Source organism: Cognatiyoonia sediminum (genome assembly GCF_900129845.1).
In the GTDB taxonomy this organism is placed as follows: domain Bacteria; phylum Pseudomonadota; class Alphaproteobacteria; order Rhodobacterales; family Rhodobacteraceae; genus Cognatiyoonia; species Cognatiyoonia sediminum.
In genome coordinates this window covers 94,626-109,329 of the sequence record NZ_FQXB01000008.1, presented here as the reverse complement: position 1 = coordinate 109,329, position 14,704 = coordinate 94,626, and the positions used below count along the sequence as shown (strand labels likewise).

Sequence of the window (14,704 nt, the reverse complement as noted above, 5' to 3'; positions counted from 1 at the left end):
GCCGTTGCCGCTCCCTCAAGCTATCGGCATTCTCTGTTATGGCAGCAGCCATCGGCCCGCGACGCTCTTTTTCCTCAACCTTCCCCGCGGGGAAGCTTTCCGGCGTATCATCTTGCGGAAGATCAATATCAAATACGCGACGTTTCTTGCTCATGCTGTCACCTCAATGCTGTCCCACGCCTGCAAAACATTGCCTTTGAATTCGTCATACGCCCGATCAAATGTCGTGCGTGCACGTCGCCATGTTTCCCGCGTCATGTCACGATAGTCGATTTCATAAACCGAACTCAGGAACCGCCCGGACTGCTCAACAGCGCGTGTCATCTCGACCGGGTGTTCCGTCAAGGCATCACCAAAGACCCTCCCGAACGCATCGAACATCGCGCGGTGCAAATCGTTTCCTGGCTCATAACGGGTCATCAGGAATTTAATATCGATGAATGCCTTCGGCAGCGAAACCTTCCCCGCGGGGAAGATCTGCGGAAAACCATCCGCCAAATCGCCCAATGCCTCCGCCAACTGACCGATGAAGGACGTGGTACTGTCATACTCCCAATAGCCCGGACCAGAGGGGATATAGAGCATATCGGCAGCGAACACTGCATTCATCGATTGATAGCCGATGGCAGGCGGACAATCGAAAAGGATCAAATCATAGGCATCGTCTGGGATCGCATCCAGATAGCGCGAGACAGCCGCAAAGAACGACCAATCAGGATTGAGGTGCCGGTACTGAGCACTGGCGAACTCAACAAATGCCGCATTGGCGCAGGACGGAATGATATCAATCGTAGACCACGCGGTTGGCTTAATGAAATCCCCAATCCGCAAATCCGCAAGACCCAGATCACGTATCGACGCAGGGATCTTGCGCTGGGGCAGGGCAGTGCCGCTCGCGGCACCCACCGCTGAGGAATTCATCCGATCGGTTTCCCGGATCAAATCGCGGGCCATGATGCCCCACACCGTGTGATCCTCCTCTACATCATTGAGACCCATCGAATGCGACAGCGTCGCTTGCGGGTCAAAATCAACGCACAGCACCCTATAACCGTCCAGAGCAGCCGCATGGGCAAAATGCAAAGCAACGGTGGATTTGCCCGCACCGCCCTTGAAGTTGGCAATCGCCGCGCGGAAAGCGCGCTTACCCGCAGGCCGTTCAGGCATCAGAGATTTCCGGTTCACCTTCATCCGTCGCCGCAACACATTGATCTCATCCAAACTGAACCAACGCTGCCGCCCATCTGGTTCGACCTCTCCACCAGGCAAATCAGGTTCTGCCGCAAGCCGCCCACGAAACGTCGACTGGTTGATCCCAAAAATCAGCTCCGACACCTCCCAAGAGGAAAAGCGCCTCAGCGTCTTTTCCATCTCTGGCGAAAAGGTCTGACGCCTGATCCAGCTCTGCATCTTGAGCGATTCGGCCTGTAATTGCGCGAGGTCTTCATGTGTGAACATGGATTATTCTGCTTTCTTCTGGACGCAAATTCTTAGTTATTTGCAAATTACGCTGGATTTCAGGAAAAAGCAAAACGCGATTTGCGGAAATACGCGAATTTGCTAAACTTCGGAAAACCCTGGGAAAACAGGCCGCATAGACATAAAACAAAACCTCTATCGATTCGCTCAAGGACCACCAAAAGCAGCAGCATCTTCCCCAATATCTAGGGGACAGTTTACGACCTACCTCAACAAATTGGGGGACAAAACTGTCAAATAAGAGGACACCCAGAATGTCCCCCTTTACCAATAAACCTCATTTCTTTAAGTTTTGTGATGAATAAATTGGTCCACATTCACGCCATAAATTCAAAACGTCTTGACAGAATCGATTGAGAGGACGCAAATACCTCCACGGTCGGGAAAAGCGTTGAGAACACCGCCATCGACCAGAAAATGGGGCAACAAAGACCCCGCGGTATATTGAGGCTTATTAGCCATTGCAGCAGGAGCGCCAATCGTGTTGGTCGCAAAACCCGTCGGGCGTGACGCCGCGACGAAGAAATATGATATTTTGTCCGCATTGGCGACCTTTGGCCTGTCAAAAGACAAGCACAAGCAACGCCAGATCCTGCGGCTCATGGCTCTGATTACTACGCGCTACAATTGGCAATGTGACGAGCTATCTATGGGACAAGCGGAAATCGCGCGTCTTTGGTCAGTGGATACTCGCACCGTCAAAAGAGAAATGGCGCGCTTGCGCTCTCTTGGGTGGCTCGTGCAAAAGCGACAGGGCGCGCGGGGACGGGTGTCTGTCTACGGTTTGGACCTGGCCCGTGTCATGGCAGATACACAGCCTACATGGGACAATATTGGTCCCGACTTCGTTCAGCGAATGGGAGCTGAACCTCAGCAATCCGACACGAATGTCATTCCGTTTCGAAATGAAAGTGCCGTCGAATTTTCCAACGATGTTTGGGGACGCGCCTGCAAGGTGCTTCATGTCGACGACCCATCAACGTTTGCCTCATGGATTGCACTGTTGAAATTTGGCGGCGATGAGGCCGGTCAAATCGTCTTGGTCGCACCTTCACGATTTCACGCCACCTACGTTACGTCTCACCTACAGCAGAGGATCCTCTACGCGTTGCGCGCTCAGGATCCGTCAATTTCTGCCGTTCAGATCATTGCGCAGTAGCCTACTGCCCGCCGGTGAGGTCTTCGGCCAACATCAGCGCATTGCCATCAGGGTCGTAGAAGGTTGCGGTCTTAACCATTCCTTCGACCACATCGGTCGGCCCATCGAACTTCACGCCCGCACCTTCCAGTTTTGATCTCGCGTCCTCAATATCCGCAATCCCGAAGACAGGCACGCTGTTCCCCGGAACCGGCTTTGTATGCTCACCAAATCCGATGGTCACGCCGTCCGTATTGGTTGCAACTTCTGACCAACCTGCTTCGTCTGCATGATATAACAGCTCAAATCCCAGCATCGATGTATACCAATCCGCACTGGCGTGGCGATCTGAAACGGAAAGGGCGATTGTAATGGTTTTTTCAACGGATATGAGCGACATGACACTTCCTTCTGACTAAAAATATAGTTACTATACTTTATGGACATTGATGTAGTTGTCAAGATGACCTCCAGAGCATGGAATTTGCCGATCCTAAAGGCGTTTTATGATGGGGTTCCTGGTCGCCAAGCGCCGCTTCTGGCTGCGACTGGAGCAGGGCGGACAGCATTTGCGCAGAGCTTGGACCATCTGATCCAAAACGGTCTGATCGAACGCAACCCCGGTTATGGGCATCCGCTTCGGCCGGAGTTTCGACTGACAGAAGCAGGTGTGAAGGCAGCAGAGATTGCACATAAGATAAGGTCCGCTGACCGCGAGGATGGCGATCCACTGATACGCCGGAGTTGGACGATCCCCGTGCTCGCCACGCTCCAAACGCCATTGCAGTTCAGTGGGATTAAGAGGCAACTCGGGCCCATTACCGATCGTGCCCTGTCCCAGTCCTTGAAAGCCCTAGAAGAACGCACGTGGGTCAAGCGCAACCTTATCCCGGAGCTAAGGCCGCCCAGACCGATCTATGCAGCATCCGGAACCGGCAAACGTATTGCCGATGTTTTTGAACTAGACCGCTAACCGCCCTTATGGATGGTTGCTGAGTTCAAAGAACTCAAAAGTCGCTTGCTGCGCACGACCCGTCAAATCCTGCGCCGCCATGCCAATATACGTCCCGGTGAAGTTGGAGTGTTCGCCCCTTACCCCCTCGTCAGAAAGGATGTGTGCGTCGAGTTCTGGCCCGATTTCCACATATGCCCTTCCATCTAAGCTGTAGCTGAACTGGAGCGCTCCGCGTCGTATCGAAAGAGCGAGCCAAACAGCACCTTCTTCGGGAATTGCGAACATCGCATCCAATGGAAAGGTCAGCGTACCTTCCGGCCAGTTGTGACAGCTTAGGATGTTAAGAGCACGGTGTCCGTCTTGGCTGCGCGTCACTCCGAGATAATGAAACTGCGTTCGGTTATAGTAAGCGGTCAAACCCGCCATCTGTTGGAAATCTTCTGGATCAAAGGAAACCTTTGTCCGCGCTTCGCAGTCCCATTCCGTCTGACGCCGCGCGACAAGCGATTGCTCAAACCAAGACCCAATGCTTTCTCGGCCCGTCAGGACCAGACCTTCAGAAGACAGGTTGAAGATACGGTCCGACTCAGGCGTTCGCGGCCACATGAAGGTGTTGGGCAAGCTTTCCAGTTGCGAGAAGTCATGAATGGTCGGTTCCGGCTCAAACTCATACACGGGTAAATCGGGAGCCGTTTCTTGAGCTGGCGGTATCAATCCGCCCTGATCAAGATAGAGCCAGCCGTCATCTTCCCAACGGCACCGCGTAATCCCAGTCTCTCTGCCCATGGGTGATTTCCGTGTTCCGGGTAGGGGGCGGGTGCAAAGGAACGTATGATACGGCGTGCCGTCCTGCGTTTCGACGTATTGTCCATGGCCGGTCCGCTGCAACGGGCTGTCCGGCGTCTCAAACACGCGCAACAGATGTGGGTTTGGGTGGAGCTCGTAAGGCCCTTCGATCGTTTTGGATCGCGCGAAGGTCACAGCGTGTCCGTAGCCCGTGCCGCCTTCAGCGGTAATCAAATAGTAGTACTCATCGCGCTTAAAGAGGTGAGGGGCTTCCGTAAGTCCAAGATCACTCCCTGGGAAAATGTTTTTGATCGGGCCCGTCAGGCGACCCGCCTCATGGTCATACTCTTGCAGCAGTATCCCGCCAAAAAGATGTTTGGTCGGCGCATTCGGATCACCCTGCATCGCGAGGTGGTTCCAAACCATGTTCACGAACCACTTCCGCCCGTCGTCGTCATGAAACAGCGACGGATCGAAACCCGAAGAGTTCATGTAAATGGGATCACTCCAAGGCCCTTCAATCGTCTCAGATGTCACAAGATAATTGTGGGCATCTTTCGAACTGCCATCGAGCCTTTTGACGTCCGTGTAGATCAGCCAGAACTTGCCATCCGCGTAGCTTAGCGAAGGCGCCCAAACGCCACCGGAATCCGGATTGCCGCGCATGTCGAGCTGTTCTTTGCGGTTCAGAGCTTGCCCAACCGTCCGCCAGTTCACCAAGTCTTTCGAATGGCTGATTTGGACACCGGGATACCATTCAAAAGTCGAGGTCGCGATGTAGTAATCGTCGCCAACGCGGCAAATAGACGGATCCGGATGAAATCCGCGTAAGATTGGGTTGCGGATTTCGGTCATGACGGCTCCTTTAGGCGATAAACAGCATCCATATGGCCATTCCGACCATCATCAGGTTCTCTGTCAAGCTGACAAAGCCTAGCGGCACACGTGCGTCGCCGACACAGGCACACTTTAGCTCGCGCTTTTCGATGTAGACCGCTTTGAAGACACTGTAGGCACCGATACCCGCCACAAAGAGCGCCGCAGGGGCCGCAAGCCACGTCAGCGCCCCCATCAACATCAACAGACCTGCGCCGGTCTCCACAAAGGGGTAGACATACCCATACCGCACCCACCGTTGCGCCAGCAGGTCGTAGTTGAGGAACATGGTCGCGAATTTTTCGATGTCCTGCAGTTTCTGCAATCCAAGCAAAACCATCGCGATTGAGATAAACCAGCCGATGGTCTGACCAACGAACAGCGTATCCCGCGCCAACCAAGTCACAGCAACGGCCAAGAGCGCTGCGACCGAAAAGAGCGCAATCACCGGCTGGTAGGTCACGTCGCCTTCTTTCGCGACTTGCTTACCAAAATGGGCGCTTAAATCGTCAAAACCGCCGATCCGTTCACCATCTATGAAGATCTGAGGCGTCGTCTTAACGCCATACTCGGCCTTGAACGCATCCACATCTTCGCGGGTCGTCAGATGTTGATCATCAACGACATAGCCGTTTCGCTCCAACAGGTCTTTGGATTTCAAACCAAAGGGGCAGACATGTCCGGGCATCACCATGCGGTGCAATGTTGCGGTTTTGGCCATGAGGATCTCCAATTTTTTGATCCAGCGAATTTTGATTCTCACAATTTCATCTAAGCTGCGTCCTACTAGACCACAAGGAATTGCCCGAATTGGATCATCAGATGTTTCTGGCGAGATTTCCCGATGCTGTCTGATAGCGCGTTTTGGTAGCTGGCAGTGTTGCCGCAAGGCGTATTGATCGTTTTCCTTTTGCGCTTCTGCACAAAACCAGCCGCAAAACGCCCGTCTTGTCTATCTTATTGCCAAACACGGACGTTACTCGTTTGTTGCGAATATGTTTGTGAATACGTGGTTAATAATCACCAATTGCATCGTGCGCTTAATCGCATGGAAAATGCTGCACCACGCCGAACATCACGGCTACTTAAAGGCACCATTTCACAAGTTGCCTGAGCTTCATACGCTTGCCGCTGAACACCTGCAAGTGACACAAGACGGATAGGCCAATTTTGGGGCATCCTTTCTCAAGGGCGCGAAATAGGGTCCATCTAAGCCAAGCTTGGCAACCACAGCACTATCGCGGGGAAGGCGACGAGCAAGCCGATGGTGATGGCATCAGCGATGAAGAAGGGTGTCACACCCTTGAAAACGTCCTGTACGGTCAGGTCATCACGCACGCCGGCCACGACGAAACAGTTCAGGCCAATGGGCGGGGTGATCAAACAGAACTCCGCCATTTTCACTACCAGTATCCCGAACCAAATCGCGCACATTGGCCCTGACATACCGAACGTACTTTCCGCTGCAGAGACGAATTCGCCGCCATTCAAGGCCATGACCGCAGGGTAGACCACGGGCAAAGTGAGCAGCAGCATTCCAATAGCGTCCATGAACATACCCAAGACTGCATAGGCCAGAAGGATGCAGATAAGGATTAACATCGGCGCCATGTCCAGGCCGGTGATCCAGTCAGAGAAGGCTCCAGGCAGGTCCGCGAAGCCAAGAAAGCGGACGTAGAGAAGCACTCCCCAGATGATCGAAAAGATCATCACCGACAGTTTTGCGGTTTCGAGGAGTGCATTCTTCAACTGTTCCCAACGCATCCCCTTGTAGAGCGCCATCAAGAACACGACGAACGCCCCAATCGCGCCGCCTTCGGTCGGGGTGCCCCACGCCTTTTCGCCGAAAGGGTTATAGACAAAGCAAATGATCGTCACGACCACAAAAATGATCGGCAGGGCGGGGGGGAGTGATTCAAACTTTTCGCGCCATGTGAAGCCCGAAACAGGGGGGCCAAAGTTCTTAACCGTTAGAGCAAGGCCAATAATTAGCAAGCCGTAGATCAGTGCTGAAAACGCGCCTGGAACAAAGCCTGCAAGCAACAGCTTGCCCACGTCTTGTTCAACAATGATGGCGTAGATCACGAGTATGGCTGACGGTGGGATCAAAGACGCGAGCGTCCCACCTGCCGCGACCACACCCGCCGCGAATTGCTTATTATAGCCGATCTTGAGCATCTCAGGGATCGCAATCCGCGCAAACACGGCTGATGTAGCGACGGAGGCTCCTGATACGGCCGCAAAACCGGCCGTTGCAAACACTGTGGACACCGCCAAACCGCCGGGCACCCATGCGATCCAACGCTTCGCCGCTTCAAACAGTGCTTTGGTTAGGCCGGCGTAATAGGCGAGGTATCCAATCAGAATAAAGGTCGGGATCAGTGACAGGGCTTGCGACGAGACTTTCGAATGCGGAACTTGCCCTGCCGTCTTCACCGCGACACTGAGCGCCCAACCGAATTCGTCGCCGGCATAGCCTTTTCTGGACCAGAAGATCCAAATCAGGCCAATCAGTCCTGACAGTGCCGCGGCGAAGGCGACCCGCATTCCTAGAACAACAAGTACAAGCAAGCCGCCCGTGACCCATAGTCCAATCTCAATAGAATCCATCAATCTTCGCCCTTCAACTGATCGGCTTCCATGGAGGCCTGTTTTGCAGCATCCGCTGGCAGTGGTACGGCGATCGGGTTGCCTGTAGCAATTGCCCGGCAATAGGCCCAGGCTTGCAAGGACAGTCTTACGCACAGCACAGAAAAAGCGATTGGGGCAAGCAATTTAGCTGGCCAGATCGGTAGGGCGATGTCCATTGAGCTATCGCGGCTCCACATCGGGGCGTTGAAGTCAAAGCTGCGGCTAAAGTGGGACCAAGTGCCCCAAACTAGCATCGCCATGAGCAAAAGTATCAAAAGGGTTGTCAGAAGTTCGACGATATACAGCGTGCGCCCGCGCAGTTTCCCCACGACAATATCCATACGGATATGTCCACCTTCGCGTTGCACGTATGAAATGCCCATAAAGGCGATAAGTGGCATGGCTTGTTCAATCCAATCCACATAGCCGGGTAGGGGGCTTGCGAAGAAATTTCGTCCACCGACTGAGACAACGGCCAAAATCATCAACGCAAAAACAGCAAGGCCGCTGAGCAGCGCTAGAAATTTTTCAAGTTTCAAAAGGTGCTGGTCGATCTTGCTGAGCGTGCTGTCATCAGCCAGCACCAATGATGCCATGGCCATTTTGTGCTCCCAATTGGTCGTAGCTGGACCTGCGCCGCTTGATGCGGCGCAGGTCCATTTCTTACCGGTTCGAACTTAGCTTTCGCCAGCGATCATCCCTGTCACCATGTCGTAGAGTTCCTGCGCCGGAAGCCCGCGCGCAGCGTTCTCTTCAATCCAAGACGCAGCCGCAGGGGCTGCAGCGGCGTCTTTGAAGGCGGCTATTTCATCATCACTGAACGTCACACGTTCAATGCCACGCTCATCAAGAGCAGGGCCCCAAGCGTCCATAGTCGCACCATTGTAGTTGGCAATGTAATGATTGAGCGATTCTTCGATAGACCCCATCAAAGCCTCCCGATGCTCATCGGACAGCGAATCCAATGCATCGGTGTTCACGACCACTGGGCAGTTTACGGTGCCTGGGTTCAGGTTTGTCGTCCACCACGTTGCATTTTCGATGGTGCCAAAAGACATATGTGCATGTGGTGCGAAGCTGACCGCTTCAACAATTCCGCCGTCCATTGCTTGACGCACTTCGGATGCTGTTGTGGATGTGGGCACAGCCCCGATGGTTTCCATAGCTTTGCCAATACCGCCGGTCGCACGGACCGTCATGCCTTCAAAATCAGCAAGACCCGCAGGCGCGTCTCCTGCGCCAACGATATTATACTGCGGCAATGGCGACGGCATCAGAAGTGTGGCGTTCCAACGAGCCAGATCTGCGACAGTGGCCGGGTGGTTATAGACAGCAAGGGAAAGTGCCACTTCTTGCTCTAACGACTCCACGCCGAGGAACGGTAATTCCAGGACGGTGATTGTTGGGTTCTTGTCACGGTGATATCCTGCGCAGAATTGTGCCATCTCGAACGCACCGATGGAAATCCCGTCCAGGTTCTCCCGGTTGTTGGACAGACCACCGTAAGACAGGTTCAGCGTGAACTCACCGCCGGTTTTTTCGCTAACCAATTCGGCAAGCTTTTCGACATGCTCCGTAAACGCGCGTCGTTTGCCCCAGAGGGATACGTTCCATTCTGTTGCAAGCGCTTCACCCGCGAAGGCCAGCGTAATAGCGGCAACCGCTGTTTGGCTTAGTAGTTTATTCATGAGAACTCCTCCCGATCTCAAACTTGTGAGGTCAGTGTCGGCGATTCCGTAGATTCAATCAATGAAGGAAACCGCGTGGCGTTGAGGCGAAGCGTTGCGGATTTCCGCAGAGGGTAATTTTCAGCCTATCAAACTTCCAGTTTGAGCCTATGGTGAAGCAAATTGGACAGGTCCCACTTTTAATCGTGGGGATTTTCACTTCACGGCGCCAACGATTTTGGGCATGAACTTGAATTGCCTTGCAGGGTCGTCAATTTGGTTGAGTGTGCCCGTGATGTACAGGTCCTTTTCGGGATTATAGAAAGCCATTGCCCCGTTGACGCCTGCGTGACCGATGAACTCTGGCATCTTCTGAAAAAGGGTAAGCCAGCGTGGTAATTGAAACCGCCATAGCCCATAGCCATAATGCATTGGGAAAAACATGCGGTTCCATTTTGTCATGCGCTCAAAGTACGTTTTATTGAAGAGCTCCCCCTCAAAATAACCGCGCAGAAATCGATAATTATCCTGCATTGTTGAGACGCACCCGCCCGCCCCTCGCTCTGAGGTTAAAGCAAGCGGCAACGACAATTGTGTGTTCTCGCAGAAGAACTGCAGCGGCTCTTTTTCACGAGGGATAGTGTGATCGAAAAGGTAGGTGTCCGCCATTTCCAAACGGGCAAAGATACGTTCCGCGAATAATTCGGCTAAAGGCCGCTCTGCAACGACCTCGATTAGTGCACCCAGAAGCTGATAGTTTGTGTCGGAGTAATGCGATCTTCCGCTGTCTGGGGCTGCGAAGGGCGACTGACCTCGGATCAGGTCGAGGACATCTTCTACGCTGTACAACCGGTCTCGGTTCTTCTTGAAATCTTCATCCAAGCCCTTCGCAAAATAATCCGCAAGTCCAGATGTCTGATGGAGCAGCTGATATACTTTTAGTTGATGACTGTAGTCCGTGCCCCTGAAGACATGAATGCCCTCCAGCCTGAGATGCGGCAAGTATTCGTCAATTGTATCATCCAGACTAAGGCATCCTTCTTCCACCAATTGCATAATTACCGTGGCCGTAAACATTTTCGAAATGCTTGCAACAAAATAGGGGCTGTCGATTTCACCCTCACCGGCGGTAGCTTCAAACAGAACACGTCCGCTACCTGACCTTACGCTTAGCAGGATGCTGTTCGAGTTGGGCTTGTCGAACTCAGTCTCAATGAGTTTCAGGAATTCGTCTTCCAAGTTGCTCATCTCGATACGTCTCCATTAGCAACTAAAAATTGTATTTTATGTTCCATGGTTCAACGAGTTAGAACGACGGTTTTGTCCCGAATTGTCAACCATGGTTGATCGAGTAGCTTACGGCATTTCGGTCCCTAAAGCAGTCAGAAACTAGTGCTATTTATGCGCCGTAAGAATGATAGGAATTTGGTGATCAGCTTCTAATAACTGCGTGAAGAAATTGTCTTGCCTAAGCAACTTATTTTGTTTGATGCCCATCGACATGGCGCGCCACAACTTTGTTGAGGCCTCTGAATCTGCTCCTAACGGAGCCATCGTGATCTTTTAAGTGGTACTCGCACGGCTGCTCTCCCCATCTGACTACATGCCAACGCACGCCACCGTTCTCATCAACTGAACATGCACCAGTTTTTTACTACATCCTAACTCGTCCTCAAGATTTGGGCAGGGTCATAGTACAGTATACCTACCATCTTTCGCATTGCCGTCTTGTACGATGGGCATGCGCGTGCCTGATTTTGCTAAATTACAATTTTCAGTAAAAATACAAATGAGGCAGGCAAATGAGAATTTCCTCAATTTTGGATCCTAAAGGTGGTGCGGCAAGACCACCTATTTCGATGAAAGTTATGGTTAAGTTGCAGGTACTTGGAAATTTCCAAGCGCTGAAATCTGTATAAAGTGGTCAAAATAGTCGGCCACAGGATGTAACGCCTACGTTCAGAAAGCGCAAAGCTCATTCAGTGTAGTCACAGCTTACAAATGAACAGCTGGCGGATAAGTGAGTTTGAACTGAGAATGTGCTTTTTAACGGTGGAGTGCGCATCGCGCGTGTTGTCGCCTACTGGTATTATATCCGAGAACAATTGATGGATTTGTCGCTAAGGGTGGCATTCACCAAATGTCGACAATACCCTTACAAAAATGCATCCTTATTCAACCCCAGTTTCACGATCTTCTCGTTGAGCGTCCGCCGCCCGATCCCCAAAGCTTCAGCCACCGCGTCCATGCGGCCTTGATGGCTTTGGATCGCTTTACCGATCAATTCCCGTTCAAAGCTCGCCACGGCCTCTCGCAAGGTATCTGGCACATCGTCTTGATCGACCAGTGGGCTGATCGCTTCGGCAAACGAGCCCAAACCGCGACGGGCAGCGTGGGTACGGCGGTCGGCGACGCTGCGCAATTCGCGCACATTACCGGGCCAGTCGTGTGCCAAGAGGGCTTTGACATCTTGCGCAGTGATCTCCGGCGTTGCGATTTCGTAGGTCTGGGCTGCGGTGTCGAGGAAGTGGGTTGCCAGCAGTAGAATGTCGTCCTTTCTCTCTCTCAAAGGAGGGATCGAGATGGTGAAGGGGTTCAGCCGGAACAAGAGGTCAGAGCGTAGTGTTCCGGCGGCGACCGCCTCGTCCACGTTCTCATTGGTGGCCGAAAGGATGCGGATGTCCAACGATAGGATGCTGCCATCCTCGGCGGGGAGTTCCTTGTGCTCAATGAGCCGCAAAAACATGGCTTGAACGTCGACTGGGCAGGCCCCGACTTCATCGAGAAACAGCGTGCCGCCATCTGCGGGGTGGACGCTTTTTGCCAGGGTTTCCGCCGTTAAGAGCGAGGCATTTAGAGCTAGAAAATTCTGCTCAGCACGCGGGCCAAGATTATGCAGCGCTCGGGCGACGAGCTCTTTACCGGTGCCGGTTTCGCCCTTGATGAGCACTGGCAATCCGGTGTCTGAAAAATCCATGATCGTATCGCGCAAACCCTGCATCGCCGCACTTTGACCCAAGAGGATACGGTTCAAACCCGCTACGCTGACCAGACGGTCTTTCAACCGCTCGTTGGCGGCCTTCATTTGGTACTGGTCGGCGGCGTGCGACAGGATGGTCAGCAACCGTCGTGGCTCAAACGGTTTTTCTACAAAGCTATAGGCGCCACGGCTCATTGCATCGACGGCCATCGGAATGTCGCCATGGGCCGAGATCAGAACGATAGGCGGCCCGTCGCCGGGGATTGTATCGAGCAGTGCAAGGCCACCCATGCCGGGCATTTGGATGTCAGACAGAACCACGGCTGGTTGCAGGTCATCGAGCTGTTTCAGCGCGTCTTCGGCACGCGGGAAGGCGGAGGCGGTCCAGCCTGCGGCATCCAACAAATCAACAAGCGATGATCTGATTTCGTGGTCGTCTTCGACGATCATTACATGAGGTTTGCTCATCTGACCTCCTCCGCCGTGGGCGCGGGAAAGGTTGCTTTGAACACAGCGCCGCCTTCGGTGCCGTTTGAGGCCTTTAAATGCCCGTTGTGGTCTTCGACAATGCCAGCAGAAATCGTCAAGCCAAGCCCCATACCTTTACCGCTTTCGCGCGTGCTTCGGAACGGTTCTTTGAGGTCGTCAAAATTTTGATCATCCAAACCATGGCCGTTGTCGGCAATCTGATACCAGATGGTGTTTTCATCGGTGCCGGCTTCCACGGTAATCTTTGGCGCATCAATCGCTTCTGTTGCGTCGAGCGCATTGCGCAAAAGGTTGGTCATCACTTGCTCGATCCGAAGTCTATTGCCATGGATAACAAGCGGGTCTTCCCCGAAATGTTCTGTGACCTTGACGCCCTGCTGTTTCAAATTCGGCGCTAGGAGTTCCAAAGCTGCGGCATGGGCGTCTCTCAAATCGAAATCCTCGAAATTGTCCCGACCTTTGCGGGCGAAGAACTTTAACTGGCGGGTGATACCTTCCATCCGGTCAACAAGGTCTTTCATTTTATCAACAATCTTACTTGGCCCACCTTGCATCTCTGCTACGGTTAGGTGGTTGCGCATCGCTGTGATCGGCTGGCCGAGTTCATGGGTCACTGAGGCAGATAACTGCCCTAGTGCTGCCAGGCGACTAGCACGTTCCAATTCCGTTTGTGTCCGTTGCAATTTGAGTTCAGCGGCGCGCCTGTCTTCGATTTCTATTGCGAGCCGTTCGTTGGCTAATCGTAACTGTGCTTCTTCTGCTTCTGAACGTTGCAGCGCGCGACCGATGCGTTGGTTGCGTTGTATTTGGAAGATGATGAAGGCACTGCCTGCAAGGAACACCATAATCGCCGTAGCAAGCCAACTGCGGGTTACCGCCACATCGTCGGTGGTGAAATAGTGCAGCGCCCAATCGTTTGGCAAATCAAGAGAACTGAGGTGAAGCAAATCCTCCCCTTCTACCTGCGCGGTGCCAGTTGCATCGGTCATCCAATCCAGGCGCGGCAGGTCTTGTCCACTGAATTGGCGCGCGTCCGCAATGCGGGTGACTTGCGCAGGCGACAGATCGGACATAGCCCGGTATCGCCAATTAGGTTCAGATGCGAGGAGGGATATTCCGTCAGCATTGGCAAGGATGACCTTTTCTCCGGCTTCTTGCCACGAGGTTTGCAGCTTGGACAGATCGATCTTTATGGCTATAACGCCAAGCGCCGCGCCATTGGGACCATTCACAGCCTCAGCGTAGAAATACCCCGGAATACCTGTTGTCGCTCCAATGCCGTAGAACTGTCCTTGCCTGCCGTTTAGGGCTTGTTGAAAGTATGGGCGGAAGGAATAGTCTTGGCCAACAAAGCTCCTTGTTGTTCCAGCGTTTGATGCGGATTGTGTGACGCCGGACAGATCCATCAAATAGATCGCATCGATCCCTGCACGATCCGCAAAGCCTGCGAGCCTTTCGTTCAAAACCTGTCTGTTACCGCCCCGCGCTGTCGCTATAACAAAGCTATCGTTGGCCAGTACAAAAGTTAGGTGGGAGAAGCGTTCAAGCTCCGAAACCACAGTGCTGCGGTAAAGAGACAATCGGGCAGCGGCGCGGTCCATCACTTCCGCACGGAAATAGACATACGCGCCCCAATAGGCGCCAAAGGCACCGATGGCCATGACGCCAATCAAAAGGAGTGGGACGAAAATCCGCATCCTTTT

At 53.2% G+C, this 14,704-nt stretch carries 12 protein-coding genes; 2 read left to right on the top strand and 10 right to left on the bottom strand.

Annotated elements, in window-relative coordinates; translation table 11 throughout:
• Window positions 1–150: 150 nt before the first annotated feature.
• The gene (locus BUA85_RS16265) at window positions 151–1,458 is read right to left on the bottom strand and encodes an AAA family ATPase (protein ID WP_072902977.1); all 1,308 of its coding nucleotides are present in this window, start codon (window positions 1,456–1,458) and stop codon (window positions 151–153) included.
• A 502-nt stretch (window positions 1,459–1,960) separates the two neighbouring features.
• Here BUA85_RS16265 and BUA85_RS16260 point away from each other — a divergent pair.
• A complete protein-coding gene (locus BUA85_RS16260; protein WP_072902975.1) occupies window positions 1,961–2,638 on the top strand; it encodes a DnaA N-terminal domain-containing protein in 678 nt (225 codons plus the stop codon).
• Between the two features lies 1 nt (window position 2,639).
• On the opposite strand, the gene BUA85_RS16255 is transcribed toward BUA85_RS16260, so the two are convergent.
• The gene (locus BUA85_RS16255; RefSeq protein ID WP_072902973.1) at window positions 2,640–3,017 is read right to left on the bottom strand and encodes a VOC family protein; all 378 of its coding nucleotides are present in this window, start codon (window positions 3,015–3,017) and stop codon (window positions 2,640–2,642) included.
• Window positions 3,018–3,080: 63 nt separating this feature from the next.
• On the opposite strand from BUA85_RS16255, the gene BUA85_RS16250 reads away from it, so the two are divergent.
• Window positions 3,081–3,590, top strand: a complete 510-nt coding sequence (locus BUA85_RS16250; RefSeq protein WP_341350634.1) for a winged helix-turn-helix transcriptional regulator — start codon at window positions 3,081–3,083, stop codon at window positions 3,588–3,590.
• 6 nt (window positions 3,591–3,596) lie between these two features.
• Here BUA85_RS16250 and BUA85_RS16245 read toward each other — a convergent pair whose 3' ends face one another.
• The 8 genes from BUA85_RS16245 to BUA85_RS16210 form a co-directional block, all read right to left on the bottom strand.
• Window positions 3,597–5,213 carry a glycoside hydrolase family 43 protein gene (locus BUA85_RS16245; protein ID WP_072902969.1) on the bottom strand — a complete coding sequence of 539 codons (1,617 nt, stop codon included), beginning with the start codon at window positions 5,211–5,213 and terminating at the stop codon, window positions 3,597–3,599.
• A 10-nt stretch (window positions 5,214–5,223) separates the two neighbouring features.
• Entirely contained in the window at window positions 5,224–5,955 is a 732-nt protein-coding gene (locus BUA85_RS16240; RefSeq protein ID WP_072902992.1) for a glutaredoxin family protein, read from the bottom strand.
• A 488-nt stretch (window positions 5,956–6,443) separates the two neighbouring features.
• Window positions 6,444–7,844, bottom strand: coding sequence for a TRAP transporter large permease (locus tag BUA85_RS16235; protein ID WP_072902967.1), 1,401 nt, complete (start codon window positions 7,842–7,844; stop codon window positions 6,444–6,446).
• Window positions 7,844–8,467 (bottom strand): TRAP transporter small permease subunit, encoded by a 624-nt coding sequence (locus BUA85_RS16230; RefSeq protein ID WP_072902966.1) that lies wholly within the window; start codon window positions 8,465–8,467, stop codon window positions 7,844–7,846. The genes BUA85_RS16235 and BUA85_RS16230 overlap by 1 nt, the downstream gene beginning before the upstream one ends.
• Window positions 8,468–8,542: 75 nt before the next feature.
• Complete coding sequence (dctP, locus tag BUA85_RS16225; RefSeq protein WP_072902964.1) at window positions 8,543–9,553, bottom strand: TRAP transporter substrate-binding protein DctP; 1,011 nt, start codon at window positions 9,551–9,553, stop codon at window positions 8,543–8,545.
• Between the two features lie 195 nt (window positions 9,554–9,748).
• The gene (locus tag BUA85_RS16220) at window positions 9,749–10,780 is read right to left on the bottom strand and encodes a serine hydrolase domain-containing protein (RefSeq protein WP_072902962.1); all 1,032 of its coding nucleotides are present in this window, start codon (window positions 10,778–10,780) and stop codon (window positions 9,749–9,751) included.
• A 907-nt stretch (window positions 10,781–11,687) separates the two neighbouring features.
• Window positions 11,688–12,980, bottom strand: a complete 1,293-nt coding sequence (locus tag BUA85_RS16215) for a sigma-54-dependent transcriptional regulator (RefSeq protein WP_072902960.1) — start codon at window positions 12,978–12,980, stop codon at window positions 11,688–11,690.
• The gene (locus BUA85_RS16210; protein WP_072902957.1) at window positions 12,977–14,698 is read right to left on the bottom strand and encodes an ATP-binding protein; all 1,722 of its coding nucleotides are present in this window, start codon (window positions 14,696–14,698) and stop codon (window positions 12,977–12,979) included. The genes BUA85_RS16215 and BUA85_RS16210 overlap by 4 nt, the downstream gene beginning before the upstream one ends.
• Window positions 14,699–14,704: the final 6 nt, after the last annotated feature.

Excerpts from the sequence above, each read along its gene's own strand:
- BUA85_RS16210 (WP_072902957.1), bottom strand. The coding sequence starts at position 14,698 with ATGCGGATTTTCGTCCCACTCCTTTTGATTGGCGTCATGGCCATCGGT.
- BUA85_RS16245 (WP_072902969.1), bottom strand. The coding sequence starts at position 5,213 with ATGACCGAAATCCGCAACCCAATCTTACGCGGATTTCATCCGGATCCG.
- BUA85_RS16255 (WP_072902973.1), bottom strand. The coding sequence starts at position 3,017 with ATGTCGCTCATATCCGTTGAAAAAACCATTACAATCGCCCTTTCCGTT.
- BUA85_RS16250 (WP_341350634.1), top strand. The coding sequence starts at position 3,081 with ATGACCTCCAGAGCATGGAATTTGCCGATCCTAAAGGCGTTTTATGAT.
- BUA85_RS16265 (WP_072902977.1), bottom strand. The coding sequence starts at position 1,458 with ATGTTCACACATGAAGACCTCGCGCAATTACAGGCCGAATCGCTCAAG.
- dctP (WP_072902964.1), bottom strand. The coding sequence starts at position 9,553 with ATGAATAAACTACTAAGCCAAACAGCGGTTGCCGCTATTACGCTGGCC.
- BUA85_RS16215 (WP_072902960.1), bottom strand. The coding sequence starts at position 12,980 with ATGAGCAAACCTCATGTAATGATCGTCGAAGACGACCACGAAATCAGA.
- BUA85_RS16240 (WP_072902992.1), bottom strand. The coding sequence starts at position 5,955 with ATGGCCAAAACCGCAACATTGCACCGCATGGTGATGCCCGGACATGTC.
- BUA85_RS16235 (WP_072902967.1), bottom strand. The coding sequence starts at position 7,844 with ATGGATTCTATTGAGATTGGACTATGGGTCACGGGCGGCTTGCTTGTA.
- BUA85_RS16230 (WP_072902966.1), bottom strand. The coding sequence starts at position 8,467 with ATGGCCATGGCATCATTGGTGCTGGCTGATGACAGCACGCTCAGCAAG.
- BUA85_RS16220 (WP_072902962.1), bottom strand. The coding sequence starts at position 10,780 with ATGAGCAACTTGGAAGACGAATTCCTGAAACTCATTGAGACTGAGTTC.